Source organism: Lysobacter yangpyeongensis (genome assembly GCF_042655745.1).
Lineage (GTDB): Bacteria > Pseudomonadota > Gammaproteobacteria > Xanthomonadales > Xanthomonadaceae > Agrilutibacter > Agrilutibacter yangpyeongensis.
Genome location: NZ_JBHSNM010000002.1, coordinates 703,359 through 718,358 on the forward strand (window position 1 = coordinate 703,359; position 15,000 = coordinate 718,358).

Sequence of the window (15,000 nt, forward strand, 5' to 3'; positions counted from 1 at the left end):
GAGGGAAGAGTTTGTCTCGCCCAGCCCAGGGCCGGCCCGATACGCGCGGCGTAGAATGGCCCGCCATGAGCTACCCCTACACCCGCCTGCGGCGCATGCGCCGCGATGACTTCTCGCGCCGGCTGATGCGCGAGACCGTGCTCACCGCGAACGACCTGATCTACCCGGTGTTCGTGCATGAACTGAAGGGCCGTGAAGCCGTGGCCTCGATGCCCGGCGTCGAGCGCGTCTCGATCGAGGAACTGCTCAAGGTCGCCGAACAGGCCAGCGAGCTGCGCGTGCCCGCGCTGGCGCTGTTCCCGGTCACCGCGCCCGAGGCCAAGTCGCTCACCGCCGAAGCCGCGTGGGCCGACGACGGCCTGGTGCAGCGCGCGGTACGCGCTCTCAAGCAGCGCTTCCCGGAACTGGGCGTGATCACCGACGTGGCGCTCGATCCGTACACCACGCACGGCCAGGACGGGCTCATCGACGAAAGCGGCTACGTGCTCAACGACGAGACCGTCGAAGCACTCGTGCAGCAGGCGCTCTCGCACGCGCGCGCCGGCGCCGACATCGTCGCGCCCAGCGACATGATGGACGGCCGCATCGGCGCCATCCGCGGCGAACTGGAAGGCGAAGGCCACATCCACACCCGCATCCTCGCCTACAGCGCGAAGTACGCGAGCGCGTTCTACGGCCCGTTCCGCGATGCGGTGGGTTCGGCCGCGGCACTGGGCAAGGGCAACAAGTACACCTACCAGATGGACCCGGCCAACTCCGACGAGGCGCTGCAGGAAGTCGCGCGCGACCTCGAGGAAGGCGCGGACATGGTGATGGTGAAGCCGGGCCTGCCCTACCTCGACATCGTGCGCCGGGTGAAGGACGAATTCGGCGTGCCGACTTTCGTGTACCAGGTCAGCGGCGAATACGCGATGCTCAAGGCCGCCGCGTTGAACGGCTGGATCGACGAGCGCGGCTGCGCGCTGGAAGCGCTGACCTCGATCAAGCGCGCCGGCGCGGATGGCGTGCTGACCTATTTCGCGCTGGATGCGGCGCGGTGGTTGCGGGAAGGTTGAGCGCGACGCAATGATCTCGCTGGTGGTGCTTCCCGGCCTCGACGGCACCGCCACACTGCACGATCGGTTCCTGGAGTACGCGAGCCCGCATTTCGATACGGTGCGCGTGCTGGCGTATCCGACTGATCGCCTGCTCGATTACACGGCGCTCGAAGCCTGGGTTCGCGAACGCCTGCCCAATCGCTTGCCCTTCCTCTTGCTCGGCGAGTCCTTCGCCGGGCCCTTGGCCATTGCAGGCCGCGCCGGACGAGTGCGCGCGCATCATCGCCGGCTTCGCCGCCCATTGCTGAGCGGCGTCAGACGCAACCCGATTTCCCCGTCACCGCCGGCGCCTTCATCCGGTAGATGTCCAGCTTGCCGGCGCTGGGCGCCTTCGCCTTGCCGGTGACCAGCAACTCGCCCGGCTTGTTCCAGTCCACCGCCGGACCGAGGGTCCATGCATCGTCGGTGTTGAACGAAAGCTTCAGCGGCGCGGCATCGACGTAACGGGCGCCGTCGCATTGCGCGACGAACAGCTGCATTGGCTTGCCGTCGACGTTGGCCGAGCGCGTGAACACGATTGCGCGGCCAGCATCGAGCCAAGCCGCGTCGAATTCGTCGTTGCGCGTGTTCAGGCCCGGCACTGCGGTCGGCTTCACGAACGCGCTGCCATCCCAGTGCGCGACGAAGAGATCGTGGCGACCCGCACCACCGAAGCCATCGCTCGCGAAGAGCAGGGTCTTGCCGTCCGCACCCGGCGTCGGCGCCCATTCGTCGCCCTTGCTGTTGACGCCCGGCCCGAGGTTTTCGACCGCGCCGAAACCATCGCCGTGCACCGCGACGCGATACAGATCATCGCCGCCGAGTCCGCCGTCGCGATTGGAAAAGAAATATAGCCAGCGCCCATCGGCGCTGAAGGCCGGATCGAAATCGTTCGCCTTCGAGTTGATCGGCAGCGGTTGCGGATCCTGCCAGCGGCCCTGCTTCAACGTGGCCTGCCACAGGTCCCAGCCGCCCGCGCCACCGCTGCGATCGGTGCTGCCCCAGACGATGCGCCGACCGTCGGGGCTGATGGTGGCGCGCATTTCCGAGGCCGGCGTGGACACCACGTGCATGCCTTCGATGCCGAATTCGGCCAGCCAGGCCTGCGCCGCGCCAGCGGCAAGCAACGCGGCCATTGTCGAAACAGTCAGCAGGGCGAGGCGGCGCATCGTGGTGTCCTGTCGTTGAACAGTGAACGAGGCGCCAATGTGCCGCAGTTGCTGACTGGTGACCATCGCAAAACCTGTCGTCGCTGCACAGTTCGCGATCGCGGGCGTACACTCGCCCTGTGGACGGCCGCCGGAGCCCGGCCTTCGCGTTCGTCCCGATACAGCACGCAACGCGTGCGCATCCCGGATCCCCGCAGGTCCATCCGCATACGCGCGAGGTCTCCATGCCCGTCCAGCGCTACGCCGTCATCGGCCATCCCGTCGCCCACTCGCTGTCGCCGCGCATCCATGCCGCGTTCGCGCGGCAGACCGGCATCGCGCTGGAATACATCGCGATCGACGCGGCACCGGAAGATTTCGACGCCGCGCTGGCGGCGTTCGCGGCCGAGGGTGGCGTGGGCGCCAACATCACCCTGCCGCACAAGGCGCACGCGGCGCAGATCTGCAGCCACCTCAGCGAGGCCGCGCAACGCGCCGGTGCGGCCAATACGCTGATCCGCACCGCCACCGGCTGGCACGGCGACAACACCGACGGCATCGGCCTGATCCGCGATCTCACCGACCGCCATGGCCTGGACCTGCGCGCGCGCCGCACGCTGCTGATCGGCGCCGGCGGCGTCGCCAAGGGCGTCGCGCCGGCGCTGCTCGATGCCGGCATCGGCGATCTGTTCATCGTCAACCGTACCCCCGAGCGTGCCGACGCCCTCGCCGATGCCCTGGCCCAGCCCGGTCGCGTGCATCCGCGCTATCTCGACGACGTGGGTTCGCTGGGCAACTTCGATCTCGTCATCAACGCCACCTCGGCCACGCGCGATGGCGTATTGCCGTCGCTGCCGGTGAACCTGATCGCGCCGCGCGGCGCGGCGGTCGACCTGAGCTACGGCGAGGCGGCGGTCGCCTTCCTCGCATGGGGACGCTCGGCGCGCGCGCACGACTGCATCGACGGGCTGGGCATGCTGGTCGAACAGGCCGCGGAAAGCTTCCTGCGCTGGCACAAGGTGCGGCCCGAGACCGACGCGGTCTACGCGATGCTGCGCGACCGCGACGCGGTGCTGGTCAGCGCGGACTGAGCCGCGCCCCGTCGATGGATTGCCGCGAACGCTGCGGCGCGTGCTGCATCGCGCCTTCGATCACCTCGCCGATCCCGGGCATGCCGCACGGCAAGCCGGCAGGAATTCCCTGCGTGCAGCTCGACGACGAATACCGCTGCCGGCTGTACGGCAGGCCGGAGCGACCCGCGTTCTGCGCGTCGTTGCGACCGCTGGCTTCGATGTGCGGGGCCTCGTCCGGCGAGGCGATGGAAACGCTGACGGCGCTGGAAGTCGCGACTCGCCCGTGAGGCGGAATTCGTCCGATCGCGTGGCGCAAGGTGCCGGTGCCTATTCGAGCGTGTAACCGAAGCGCGTCGAGCAGCGACTGGCGACCGCGACGCCGTCCTTGCTGGCCGGCGTGAAGCGCCACGATTTCACCGCCACGACCATGTGGTCGCTGAACGTCTGTGGCGAGGTCGGCGTGGCATGCACGTCGGACGCGCGCCCGTCGGCATCGACGGAGAAGGTCGTATCCACCCACCATTCCAGCGGCAGGTGCCGGATCTTGCGATCCTCGATCACCTCGGGATTCAGCATGCCGACCGGGAAGACCGGGGACTTGCCGGCCAGCAGGCTTGGCGCCTGGTCGAAATCCCCATCGCAGCGCAGGCCGAAGCGCTCCGCATCCAGGGGATGGTTGGGGCGGTAGTGGCCCGGTTGCGCGCATGCCGCCATCCCGGCCAGCACGCACGCGATCAGAAGAAGACGCGTCATGTTCATAGCAATCCATCCCGCTTCACAGCCAGGTATTTCTCCACCAGCGCGGCGGCCAGTTGCGCGCAGGCCACATCGAGCACCATCACGCCGTGGCTGCGCAGCGCATCGTGCGCGGCGTTGCGTTTGGCGAGGTATTCGGCGGTGGCGCCGGCGCGGATCGCCGACGGCAGGTCGTGCACGTCCTGCGCGAGCGTCGCGTCGAGCGCGGCTTCGCGCAGGCTCGCCACGCACACCAGGTGGCGCTTGCGCAGCATCTGCACCGCGGCGAGCAGGTCGTCCATGTCCTCGTCTCGCAGGTTGGTGACCAGCATCACCAGCGCGCGGCGGCGCTGGCGCAGCGAGAGTTCGGTCGCGGCCTGCAGGAAGTCGGTGGCAACCGGCTTGGGCTGCAAGGCATAGGTCGCGCGCAGCAGGTTGTCGATCGCGCCCACGCCGCGCTGCGGCGGCACCCACGCGCTGTCGCCGCCGCTGGCGAGCAGGCCGACGCCGTCGCCCTGGCGCAAGGCGAGATAGGACACGACCAGCGCCGCGTCGAGCACGTGATCGAAGTGCGCCAGCTCACCGTCGCGCGCGAGCAGGCGGCGGCCGGTGTCGAGCAGCAGCACCAGCTGCTGGTTCTTCTCGTCCTGGTATTCGCGCGAGATCAGCCGGCGCGCGCGCGCGGTCGCCTTCCAGTCGATCTGGCGCAGGCTGTCGCCGACGCGGTATTCGCGCATCTGGTGAAAGTCGGTGCCTTCGCCGCGACGGCGCTTGACGTGCGCGCCGACCAGGCGCGAGGCCTGTTCCGCGCTGAACATGGCGAAGCGCGCCAGCGGCGCGAAGTTCGGGAACACGCGCACGCGCTGCGGCTCGCCCGCCACGCGCGAGTGCCACCACAGGCGCCACGGCGAATGCAGGTACAGCTGCACGCCGTCGAAGACGAAGTCGCCGCGCGCATTCGCCCGCAATGCGTAGTCGATGCTGGTCGCTTCGCCGCGCTGCAACTGCAGGCGCCGCGGCAGGCCCTGCATGGCCCAGCTGCCGGGGTGCAGGTCGAAGAGATCGAGCCGCTGCGCGCCGCCCGCTTCGAGCGTCAGCGTCACCGGACGCTCCACGCCGATCGGCCAGGTGTCGGGCACGCGGCGCTGCACGTGCGGCGTGGCGCGGGCGATCACGCGCGCGGCATCCAGCACGGCCATCAGCAGCAGCGCCAGTCCGGCCAGCCACCAGGCCGGCGCGGGCACCGCGCCGATGCTCGCGGCGAGGCCAAGCGCCGCCCAGGCCACGAGCAGCGCCAGCAAGGCCGGTGCGGGACGGGGCACGCTGCGCCGCCCGTTCACCGGAACGGCTCCGCGGAGAACGTAGCCCGGGCTACGGGCTCACGATGCCGGTTCATTGCCGCGGCGCCTCGACCTTCGCCAGCAAGGCATGCAGCACGTCGTCCGGCTCCTGTCCTTCGATCTGCAGTTCCGGCGCCAGCGCAATGCGGTGGCGCAGCGCCGGCTTGGCGATTTCGCGCACGTCGTCCGGCGTGACGAAGTCGCGACCCGCCAGCACCGCCTGCGCGCGCGCGGCGCGCACCAGGGCGAGGCTGCCGCGCGGGCCCGCGCCCAGCGCGATCCCGGCCCAGTCGCGCGTGGCCGCGGCAATGCGCACCGCGTAGTCGATCACCGCATCGTCCACCGTGACCTGCGCGGTGCCCAGCTGCATCGCCACGATCTCCTCCGGCCCGACCACGCGCTGCACCTGCGAGAGATCGAAGTCGGAGGCCATGCGGCCCTGGCTGACCGCCACGACCATCTTCTTCTCGTCCGCGCGCGACGGATAACCGATCAGCACCTTGAGCAGGAAGCGGTCGAGCTGCGCTTCGGGCAGCGGATAGGTGCCTTCCTGTTCGACCGGGTTCTGCGTGGCGAGCGTGAGGAAGGGCGGCGGCAGTTCGAAGCTGTGGCCTTCGATCGTCACCTGCAGTTCCTGCATCGCCTCGAGCAGCGCGGACTGCGTCTTGGCCGGCGCGCGATTGATCTCGTCGGCGAGCAGCAGGTTGGTGAACACCGGGCCGCGACGGATGTTGAAGGTCTCGGTCTTCGGGTCGTACACCGCGTGGCCGCTGATGTCCGAGGGCATCAGGTCGGGTGTGAACTGCACGCGCGCGTAGCCGCAGTCGAGCGCCTTGGCCAACGCACGCACCAGCAGCGTCTTGCCCAGGCCCGGCACGCCCTCGATCAGCGCGTGGCCGCCGGCGAGCAGCGCGATCAGCACCTGGTCCAGCGCCTCGGCCTGGCCGATGAAGGCCTTGCCCACTTCGTCGCGGATGCGCGCGGCGCGCTGCGTCAGCGCGTCGCCGGTGAGCGGCGCGATCGCGCGCGGGGTGGCGACATGGTCCGGGGCCAGCGGTGGGATCAGCGTGTCGCTCATAGTCGGTTTCTCAGTCGGATCAGGGTGGCGATGCGGGTGCGGAAGGCAACAGGATCATTCTGGCCGTTCCGGCGCAGCGACGGCGGTTGCAGCGCGTCGCGGATCTCGTCGGCCGGCACATCCGGGAAGCGTTCGGCGAGCAGCATCAACTGCGCTTCGCCCTGCAGGGCCGCGGCCTGCGGATCGCGGCGGCGCAGGCGGGCGAGGAACGCATCGCGCGCGGCTTCGTACAGCCGCTGCGCGTAGCCGTAACGGTAGGCGAGCGCGCCGCTGGCGGTGACATGTTCCAGCAGCGAGCGCCGCTCCAGCGCCGGCGCCGGCAGCGGCGGGCCGAAGCGCTGCATGCGCCGCCACAACCACGCCATCAGCGCCAGCAGCAGCGGGCCCCAGGCCATCCAGCTGTGGCGGACGAGCGTGGCCCACAGCGACGGCATCTGCGTCGCGTACACCAGGTGCACCGTGCCGGCGCCGAAATTCGGCTGCAGCAACTGGCGCGCCAGCGCATGGCCGGCCGGCTGCTCGAGTCGGTCGGTGGAAAGGAAATCCAGCCCCGCCAGCACGTCCACGCTGCCGCGGCCGTGGCGCACGCGTGCGAAGACGTAGCCGTTCTTGAGATCGCCCCAGCTGAGGACCGGATTGGCGCCGATCAGGGTGAAGCGGCGCGCGCCGCAGAACAGCACGCCGTCTTCGCCATCGCCGGCATCCGCCGCATCGGCGGCATCGGCCGCCGCGGAATCCGGCGCACCGGCGCGCGCGACGCCGTGCACCGTTTCGCAGGCCCGGTGTTCGCTGTCCATCGGCATGAGCTGCAACGGCACGAACAGCGGCACCGCCGCGGCGTTGCGCGTGAGCAGGCCCGGCGGCGGCGTGCGCACCACCAGGTGTCCGCCGCCGGCGACCCACTGCAGCAGCGCGTCGACTTCCGCGCCCGACAGCGCGCGTGGATCGTTGAACAGCACCACCGTGTCGCGCGCGGCGAGCGGCACCGCCGGATCGCGGGCGCCGCCGGCCAGCAGCTGCAGCCGGCGCCGCGACTGCACCGCGATGCCGTCGCGTTCCAGCGCGACCTGCAGCGCGAACAACGGGTTGCGCCGCGCCTCGCCGGTGCGCGGCATCGGCACTTCGCGCGCCACGCGTTCGTAGCTGTGCAGCCACCAGCCGGCCAGGCCCGCGAGCACCAGCAGGCCCAGCAGCACCAGCAGCACCACGCGCGTGACCCGGTTCGAAGCCGTCGTCGCGTTCATGCCGCGCCTCCCGCCGGGAGGGCCGTGAGCAGGCGTTGCGCGGACTGCGCCAGCAGGTCTTCGAATTCCGCGGCCTCCGGCAGGCCGTGCGCGTACGCGGCCACCTGCCACACGCGCACCACGCGCGCGAAGACGTCGCGCTCCTCGGCCGACGGCAACTGCCGCGACGCGCGCAGCGTGTGCGCCTCGGTCGCGCCCGGCACCAGCACCACCTGCGCGCGGCGGGTCATCGCCTCGACGCTGGCGCGATACAGCAACGCCAGCGCATCGCGTTCGCGTCCGGCCTGCCACAGGCGGCGCACCGCCGCGGGGATGTCGTCGGGCAGCGGCGCTTCCTCAGGCAATGCGTCGTGCTTCACCACCTCGGGTTCGCGCTCGCGGCGACGCGCGGGATCGCGGATCCAGCGCAGCCAGCGCGGCGCGGTGAGCAGCAACGCGAGCACCACGGCGCCGGCGACGATCCACAGGCCGTATTCGCCGATCGACGCCAGCCACTCGCCGAGCCGGCCGAACGCGAGCGGCGGCCGCTCCGTCGGCTGCTGTTGCGGATTCTTCGGCACCCACTGCATCACGGTGCGCCGCGGACTGACGCGCGGATCCTCGTAGGCGCGCTTGACCGACTGGCGCCAGCCCTCGTCGTCGACGGTCTGCGCGCCGAACACCTCGTGCAGCGTCGATGCCTCGCGCCGCAGCGGAGCCGCGGCCGGTGGCGCCGATGCGGTGGTGGCGACCGGTTCGTCGGCCTGCGCATGCGCGGGCAGCAGCGCGCCGAACCACAGCGCGCACAGCAGGCACAGCGGTGCGGCGACGTGGCTCAGGCGTTTGCGCAACCGGCGCAGGGCCATCTCGATGTCCCAGGCCTCGATCTCGGTGCGGCGGTTGAGATACAGGCCGAACCCGGCGCCGACGTAGAACGGCTCCAGCACGGTGGTCGCCATCCACAGCAGCAGGTTCTCGGCGAACTGCACGCCGTCCTGCTGCGATTCGAACACGTTCCACAGACGGGCGGCGGTTTCCTGCACCAGATCGCCCGGCGCGAACAGCACCACGGTGAAGACCGCGCCGAGCACCAGCGCGGCTTCGAAGTGGGCGAACACCACCAGCACCAGCGTCGCCACGCCATAGGCCGGCGAACCCAGGGCGCGACGCCGCGCGCCGGCTTCGGCGCCGCTGCCGCCTTCGAGCAGGTCGATCGGCAGATACAGTGCGCGCACCGGGCTGAGCCGTCGCCAGGTCAGATAGGCCGGCAACCAGCGGCGGCCAAAACGCCACTGCGCACGCAGGGTTTCGCCGCTGCCCGGCACCTGCCCGAACACCGCGCGCGACAGCACGTACAGCGGGAGGCGGTCGAACAGCGGCTTCAGCCACCACATCACGAGGCCGGCCAGCCACACCGCGCCGATCGCCCAGCACGCCGCGTTGACCAGCAGCAGTACCGGCAGCGACAGCAGCAGCCACGGCTTCCACACGGCCGCGGCGTGCCGGCGCACCAACGCGGTGCCCAGTTCGACCGCTTCCCACGCGGTGCGCGGGCGCAGTGCGACGGTGAGATCGTCGATCCTCATGCGCCGCCCGCCCCGGACGCCGCGGCGTCCTCGTCGGCGTACAGGCGGTTGCGACCGCCCGCGAGCAGCCACATGAACACCGCCGTCCACAGCGCCGCCGCGACCGAATACTTGATCCACGCCGGCATCCAGCCGATCGAGGACCAGAACGCCTCGATGAACGCCGCGATCAGCAGCATCACGAACACGCCCACGCACAGCAGGCCGCCGCGACGGCCCGCTTCGACCAGCGCATCGACGCGGCGGCGCTGTCCCGGCGCGATCAGGTTGAGTCCCAGGCGCAGGCCCGCGCCGCCCGCGATCACTATCGCGGTGAGTTCGAACGCCGCATGCCCGCACACGAAACGCCAGAACGGATCGCCGTGACCGACCGCCTGCAGGTGGCTGGCGACCGCGCCGGCGCGGATGCCCTCGGAACCCAGCGACAGGATCGGTCCGAGTCCCGCCAGCAGGCCGCTGGCGAACACGCGGAAGGCGATGCTGATGTTGTTCCAGATATAGAAGCCGAACATCGCCACGTCGGTGCCGTCGTCGCGGCCGAGCGCGCGGTTGGGATCGGCGGGGTCGTACATCTGCTCGAAATTGGCCAGCTGCACCGGGTCGTACAGCGCGCTCGACAGGTCGGGCTGCAGCTGGATCGCGACGTACATCGCCAGCAGCGGCACGACGAACAGCACCGTCGCCGCCAGCATCGCGCCTTTCTCCGCGCGTACCAGGCGCGGGAAGCCCGCCAGCAGGAATTCGACCGCGCGCCGCCAGCGTGGCGCCGGCGTGCGATAGAGCACGCCGTGGCCGCGTTGCATCAGCTGCTGCAGGCGGTCGGTGACCACCGCGCTGTAGCCGCGACGGCGCGCGAGCGCGAGCTGCTGGCACAGGCGCCGGTAGCGTTCGGGCATCTCGTGATCGCGCAGGCCATGCCAGTCGCGCCGGTGCGCACGCGCCTTGCGCGCACTGCCGCCGCGCGCGTCGAGCCACTGCTCGAGCGCGATCCATTCGGCCTGGTGGCGCTGGACGAAGGTTTCCTGCCTCATTGCCGCCCCAGCAACCAGTTGGCGATGCCGTACAGCCGCGCGAGCGCGAGCGTGCCGCGGGCCTGCACGAGCGGTTCGGCGAGGTCGGCCAGTTCGCTCTGGCGTTCGTGCGTGAGCTGCGGCCCGCGTTCGGCGAAGGCGACGATCGCGGCCTGTTCGTGCGGCAGCAGCGCCACCGCCGGGGCCAGCACCGAGCCGACCGGCGCCGCCTGCGGTTCGTGCGCGCGCGCATCGTGCACGACCAGCGTGCCCGCGATCATGTCGCCCAGTCGCCGGCCCCACGGATCGGCGAGGCTCGCAACCAGGCCGGTGGCGTAACCGAAGGGCAACATGTCCACCGTGCGCATCAGGTTGCGGATGAAGGCGGCGAGCCAGCCGACCGGCGCGCCGTTGGCGGCGATCACGCGCAGGCCCAGCGCGCGCTTGCCGGGCGTGCGGCCGTGGCCCAGCACTTCGAACAGCACCGGATAGAACCAGAACACCACGAAGGTCATCACGAAATACGGGCCGAAGCCGGCGGTGCCCAGCGCGCCCATCACCATGCCCACGATCATCAGCGCGACCATGCGGATCGCCAGGTCGATCGCCCACGCCAGCGCGCGCGGCACCGGGCCGGCGGCGGGCAGGTGCAGGGCGACGCCTTCGGGCGTCACCACTTCGCGGTAGGTATCGAGCATGGCAGCGGCGGTCGAAGTCGTACTGCTCACGTCGCGCTGTCCGGGTCGTGCTTCGAATCGTGCGGCTTCAAGGTGCGGATCGCTCGGAGCGGTGCGGGTTCCGCGCGGCGCGCGAACACGGGGATCGGCGGGCGCGGGCGTGCGGCTGACGACGGACCACGCGACGCACGACTACGTCCCTGCGCACGACATTCCCCGACATCCCCGTGCGCCCGACTGTAAATCGCGCAGGCGACCGCCACAACCGCCGTCGCACCGGTCGCGGCGCGCTCAGGCGGTGGCCACGCCGAGGTACTGGTTCTTCAACCGCACGTAGTGCTGCGCCGAGTAGTACAGCGCCTGGATTTCCGCATCGCCGAGCATGCGGACTTTCTTCGCCGGGTTGCCCAGCCACAGCTCGCCCTCGCCGACCACCTTGCCCGGCGCGACCAGCGCGCCGGCGCCGACGAAGCCGTGCTTCTTCACCACCGCGCCGTCGAGCACGATCGCGCCCATGCCGATCAGCACCGCATCCTCGATGCGGCAGGCGTGGATGATCGCCTTGTGGCCGATGGTGACGTCCTCGCCGATCACCGTGGCGAAGCCGCCGAGCTTCGCGTGCGGTCCGTCGTGGCTCACGTGCACCACGCAACCGTCCTGGATGTTGGTGCGCGCGCCGATGCGGATGAAGTTGACGTCGCCGCGCACCACCGTGCCGGGCCAGATCGAGACGTCGTCGCCGAGCACGACATCGCCGATGACGCTCGCCGCGGGATCGATGTAGGTGCGCTCACCGGGGATCGGGGTCTTGTCGAGGTAGGGGCGGATGTTCATGGGGTTTGCGTGGGTTCGTGGGGAGGCCGGCATTCGTCAATCGATCCGTCGATTGATTTCGTCATCCCAGCGCAGGCCGGGATCCATGCTGCGGTTGCGTTTGTTGTCGACAGCAAGAGCAAACTCAATCCGCAGGTGTGTGACTCGTCATCCCAGCGCAAGCCGGGATCCATGTTGCGGTTGCTCTTGTTGTCGGCAGCAAGGGCAAAGTCAAAATGGATCCCGGCTTTCGCTGGGATGACGAGCGCGGGAGCCATTGGCGGACAGCGCCGGCAAGCCGCTGCATTCTAAGCGCCGACGCACTACCGCGCGCGCCTGCGACGGCAGGCCTCCGCTACACTCGCCGCATGAAAATCGCCAGCTGGAACGTCAATTCGCTCAACGTGCGCCTGCCGCACCTGCTGCAGTGGCTGCAGGACGCCGGCCCCGACGTCGTCGCCCTGCAGGAAACCAAACTCGAGGACAGCAGGTTCCCCGACGCCGCCCTGGCGGAGCTGGGCTACCGCAGCGTGTTCTGCGGGCAGAAGACCTACAACGGCGTGGCGCTGGTCAGCCGGATTCCCTTCGCCAGCGAATGCGTCACCGCCATCCCCGATTTCGACGATCCGCAGAAGCGCGTGCTCGCCGCGACGGTGGGCGAGGTGCGCATCGTCGACCTGTACGTGGTGAACGGCGAGAAGGTCGGCAGCGAAAAGTTTTCCTACAAGCTGCGCTGGCTCGAAGCCGTGCGCGAATGGCTGCGCGAGGAACTGCGCCAGCACCCCAACCTGATCGTGCTCGGCGACTTCAACATCGCCCCCGACGACCGCGACGTGCACGATCCCAAACGCTGGCGCGAGAAGATCCTGTGCTCCACGCCGGAGCGCGAGGCGCTGCGCGGCCTGCTCGACCTCGGCCTGCACGACAGCTTCCGCCTGTTCAACGACGAGCCCGGCCATCACAGCTGGTGGGACTACCGGCTCAACGCCTTCGAGCGCGGCTGGGGCCTGCGCATCGACCTGGTGCTGGTGAGCCAGGCGCTGCGCGCGCGCACCGTCGCCGCCGGCATCGATACCACGCCGCGCACGCGCGAGCGGCCGAGCGATCACACGCCGGTGTGGGTGGAGATAGCGGGGGGATGAAGAAGCGGGGACGAAGAAGCGGGAATCGAAAGGCGGGAAAAGGGAACGAAACAGGCTCGCTTCCTGCGGTTCGCCCTTGAAAGCCAGCATCCCGAAAAGCACGAACGACGACCGCGCATCGTTCCCCCTTCCCGCTTTTGATTCCCGCCTTTTGATTCCCGCCTTTCGATCCCGCCCTGGGATTCCCGTCCTTCCATCCCCCCGCAAAAACAAAGGCCCGGAATCCCGGGCCTTCGTCATCCGCGCCACGCGTCGTGATCGTCAGCGTACGCGTCCGCGACGGAACAGGTTGATGATCGCCAGCAGGACGACCGCGCCCACCAGCGACAGCAGCAGACTGGTGAGGTTGAAGGCCCCGTCGTTGATGTCCGCGCCGCCGATGCCGAGCATGCTGCCGATCCAGCCACCGAGGAACGCGCCGATGATGCCGACGACGATGTTGAGGAAAATCCCTTGCTGGGCATCGGTCCTCATGACGAGGCTCGCGAGCCAGCCGATGATGCCGCCTACGATCAGCCAAACAATGAAACCCATCATGTGCGTCTCTCCTTCCAGCTGCGAGTGAGAAGTCGTGGGGAACCGGCCTCCGGTTCCCGCTCCCGCGATGGGGGCAGAAGGAGTCTGTGCGCGCTTGCGTGATGGCGGCGTCCAGAATGCGACGCCGCCAATCGCCATTCGCTTTGTCGCGATGAAGGCGCCGTCAAGGCCGGACGCCGGCCCGTGGTTTCCCGCTAGTCCGCGCCGCGCAACAGGCCGGCGAGCGCCGCGTGCGGCAGTTTTCCGGTCTCGTTGCGCGGCAACGCCTCGACCAGACGCAGCGGCCGCGGCAGGAACACCGCGTCGACATGCGCGCGCAGTCCCGACAGCACGTCGCCTTCGCTCACGTCTTCGGCGACCACGGCCAGCGCGGCGATGCGCGCCACGCCGGTGCGCGGGCAGGGATCGAGCTGGAACACCACGCCATCGCGCACGCCGTCGACGGCGAGCAGGCGCCGGCTGAGGTCGCCCAGCGAGGCGCGCTTGCCGGCGATCTCGATCAGGTCGGCGTTGCGGCCGCGCAGTTCGAAGCGGCCGTCGTCGCGGTTTTCCACCAGATCCGCGAGCACCACCGGTTGCGCCAGATGCGGCGCCTGCACCGCGGTGCCGTCCGGTTGCGGCGTCAGCCGCACGCCGGGCAACGGTGTCCACGCGTCCTCGTGCGCGGTGCGGCGGCGCGCGATCACGCAGGTTTCGGTCGAACCGAACACCTCGCGCACCTCGCAACCGAAACGGCATTCCGCGCCGACGGCCAGCTCGCGCGACAGCGGCGCGGTCGCCGACACGATGCCGCGCAACGGCGGCAACTGCACATCGGATTCGACCAGTGCGCGCAGATGCACCGGCGTGGTGACCAGCAGCGGCGGCGTGGGCGCGTCGCGCACGGCGCGCGCGATGTCGGCCGGAAAGAACGGCCGATCGCCGTGCACCGCGATCGGCCCGAGCAGCGGCAGCAGCACCGACATTTCCATGCCGTACATGTGCTGCGGCGGCACCGTCGCGACCACCGCGGTGATGCCGTCGCGATCGAGCAGGTCGTGCAGCGCGGCAAGGTTCTGCGCGGTGCTCGCGCGGAACGACGCCCAGGTCTTCGGATTCGGTTTGGGCCGGCCGGTGCTGCCCGACGTGTAACCGATCGCGACGAGCAGATCGTCGGCCAGCACCAGCGCCTCGCCGTCGCGACGCGGCAGCGTCGCGGGCAGCCGCCAGCCGCGCGGCGCGCACACGGCATCGTCGTCGCCATTCACGAGCGCATCGCCGAGCACGTAGCTGCCGGCATGCTGCGCGAGTACGTCGGCGACCACCGCCGGCGCGCGCGACGGCGGCAGCAGCGTGGTCTGCCCGCGCAGCGCGGCGGCGCACAGCGCGACCATGAAACGGTAGCGGTCTTCGCACAGATTCAGCGCGCAACGCCCTTCGGGCAGGCGCTCGGCGACGCCGCGCACTTCCTGCGCGAACCGATCGAGCACGACGGACGTCGTCGCATCGAATGCGAGCAGGCGCGCCGGGCTGCCCTGGGCCAGCGCCGCGCTCGCGGCCTGCCCCTGGCTGGATTGGATGAC

At 70.2% G+C, this 15,000-nt stretch carries 15 protein-coding genes; 4 read left to right on the plus strand and 11 right to left on the minus strand.

The genetic code is table 11. The annotated features are described in order from the left end of the window. Nucleotides 1–65 precede the first annotated feature (65 nt). Complete coding sequence (gene hemB, locus ACFPN1_RS09980; RefSeq protein WP_386754755.1) at nt 66–1,055, plus strand: porphobilinogen synthase; 990 nt, start codon at nt 66–68, stop codon at nt 1,053–1,055. Between the two features lie 296 nt (nt 1,056–1,351). On the opposite strand, the gene ACFPN1_RS09985 is transcribed toward hemB, so the two are convergent. Continuing rightward, complete coding sequence (locus tag ACFPN1_RS09985) at nt 1,352–2,245, minus strand: TolB-like protein (protein ID WP_386754756.1); 894 nt, start codon at nt 2,243–2,245, stop codon at nt 1,352–1,354. Nucleotides 2,246–2,469: 224 nt separating this feature from the next. On the opposite strand from ACFPN1_RS09985, the gene aroE reads away from it, so the two are divergent. Both aroE and ACFPN1_RS09995 read left to right on the plus strand, forming a co-directional pair. Then, nucleotides 2,470–3,315, plus strand: a complete 846-nt coding sequence (gene aroE / locus ACFPN1_RS09990; protein ID WP_386754757.1) for a shikimate dehydrogenase — start codon at nt 2,470–2,472, stop codon at nt 3,313–3,315. 14 nt (nt 3,316–3,329) lie between these two features. Then, nucleotides 3,330–3,584 carry a YkgJ family cysteine cluster protein gene (locus ACFPN1_RS09995; RefSeq protein ID WP_386754758.1) on the plus strand — a complete coding sequence of 85 codons (255 nt, stop codon included), beginning with the start codon at nt 3,330–3,332 and terminating at the stop codon, nt 3,582–3,584. Nucleotides 3,585–3,624: 40 nt separating this feature from the next. On the opposite strand, the gene ACFPN1_RS10000 is transcribed toward ACFPN1_RS09995, so the two are convergent. The 8 genes from ACFPN1_RS10000 to ACFPN1_RS10035 all read right to left on the minus strand — a co-directional run bounded on the left by ACFPN1_RS10000 (nt 3,625) and on the right by ACFPN1_RS10035 (nt 11,780). Beyond that, nucleotides 3,625–4,050: an energy transducer TonB gene (locus ACFPN1_RS10000; RefSeq protein WP_386754759.1), complete on the minus strand. Its 426-nt coding sequence runs from the start codon at nt 4,048–4,050 to the stop codon at nt 3,625–3,627. A 2-nt stretch (nt 4,051–4,052) separates the two neighbouring features. Next, the gene (locus ACFPN1_RS10005) at nt 4,053–5,354 is read right to left on the minus strand and encodes a DUF58 domain-containing protein (RefSeq protein WP_386754760.1); all 1,302 of its coding nucleotides are present in this window, start codon (nt 5,352–5,354) and stop codon (nt 4,053–4,055) included. 70 nt (nt 5,355–5,424) lie between these two features. Next, entirely contained in the window at nt 5,425–6,450 is a 1,026-nt protein-coding gene (locus tag ACFPN1_RS10010) for an AAA family ATPase (RefSeq protein WP_386754762.1), read from the minus strand. Then, nucleotides 6,447–7,694, minus strand: a complete 1,248-nt coding sequence (locus ACFPN1_RS10015; RefSeq protein WP_386754763.1) for a DUF4350 domain-containing protein — start codon at nt 7,692–7,694, stop codon at nt 6,447–6,449. The genes ACFPN1_RS10010 and ACFPN1_RS10015 overlap by 4 nt, the downstream gene beginning before the upstream one ends. Then, nucleotides 7,691–9,259, minus strand: coding sequence for a DUF4129 domain-containing protein (locus ACFPN1_RS10020; protein ID WP_386754764.1), 1,569 nt, complete (start codon nt 9,257–9,259; stop codon nt 7,691–7,693). The genes ACFPN1_RS10015 and ACFPN1_RS10020 overlap by 4 nt, the downstream gene beginning before the upstream one ends. Further along, nucleotides 9,256–10,290: a stage II sporulation protein M gene (locus tag ACFPN1_RS10025; RefSeq protein ID WP_386754765.1), complete on the minus strand. Its 1,035-nt coding sequence runs from the start codon at nt 10,288–10,290 to the stop codon at nt 9,256–9,258. The genes ACFPN1_RS10020 and ACFPN1_RS10025 overlap by 4 nt, the downstream gene beginning before the upstream one ends. Next, on the minus strand, nt 10,287–10,967 hold the full coding sequence (locus ACFPN1_RS10030; protein ID WP_386754868.1) for an RDD family protein: 681 nt from the start codon (nt 10,965–10,967) through the stop codon (nt 10,287–10,289). The genes ACFPN1_RS10025 and ACFPN1_RS10030 overlap by 4 nt, the downstream gene beginning before the upstream one ends. A gap of 270 nt (nt 10,968–11,237) precedes the next feature. Continuing rightward, on the minus strand, nt 11,238–11,780 hold the full coding sequence (locus tag ACFPN1_RS10035) for a gamma carbonic anhydrase family protein (protein ID WP_386754766.1): 543 nt from the start codon (nt 11,778–11,780) through the stop codon (nt 11,238–11,240). Between the two features lie 347 nt (nt 11,781–12,127). Here ACFPN1_RS10035 and xth point away from each other — a divergent pair, with 347 nt between their 5' ends. Continuing rightward, nucleotides 12,128–12,901, plus strand: a complete 774-nt coding sequence (xth, locus tag ACFPN1_RS10040; protein ID WP_386754768.1) for an exodeoxyribonuclease III — start codon at nt 12,128–12,130, stop codon at nt 12,899–12,901. Between the two features lie 261 nt (nt 12,902–13,162). Here the strand turns inward: xth and ACFPN1_RS10045 are convergent, their stop codons facing one another. Together ACFPN1_RS10045 and ACFPN1_RS10050 are read right to left on the minus strand one after the other, a co-directional pair. After that, nucleotides 13,163–13,435, minus strand: a complete 273-nt coding sequence (locus ACFPN1_RS10045; RefSeq protein WP_386754769.1) for a GlsB/YeaQ/YmgE family stress response membrane protein — start codon at nt 13,433–13,435, stop codon at nt 13,163–13,165. A 197-nt stretch (nt 13,436–13,632) separates the two neighbouring features. Then, entirely contained in the window at nt 13,633–14,997 is a 1,365-nt protein-coding gene (locus tag ACFPN1_RS10050) for an AMP-binding protein (RefSeq protein ID WP_386754870.1), read from the minus strand. Nucleotides 14,998–15,000 lie beyond the last annotated feature (3 nt).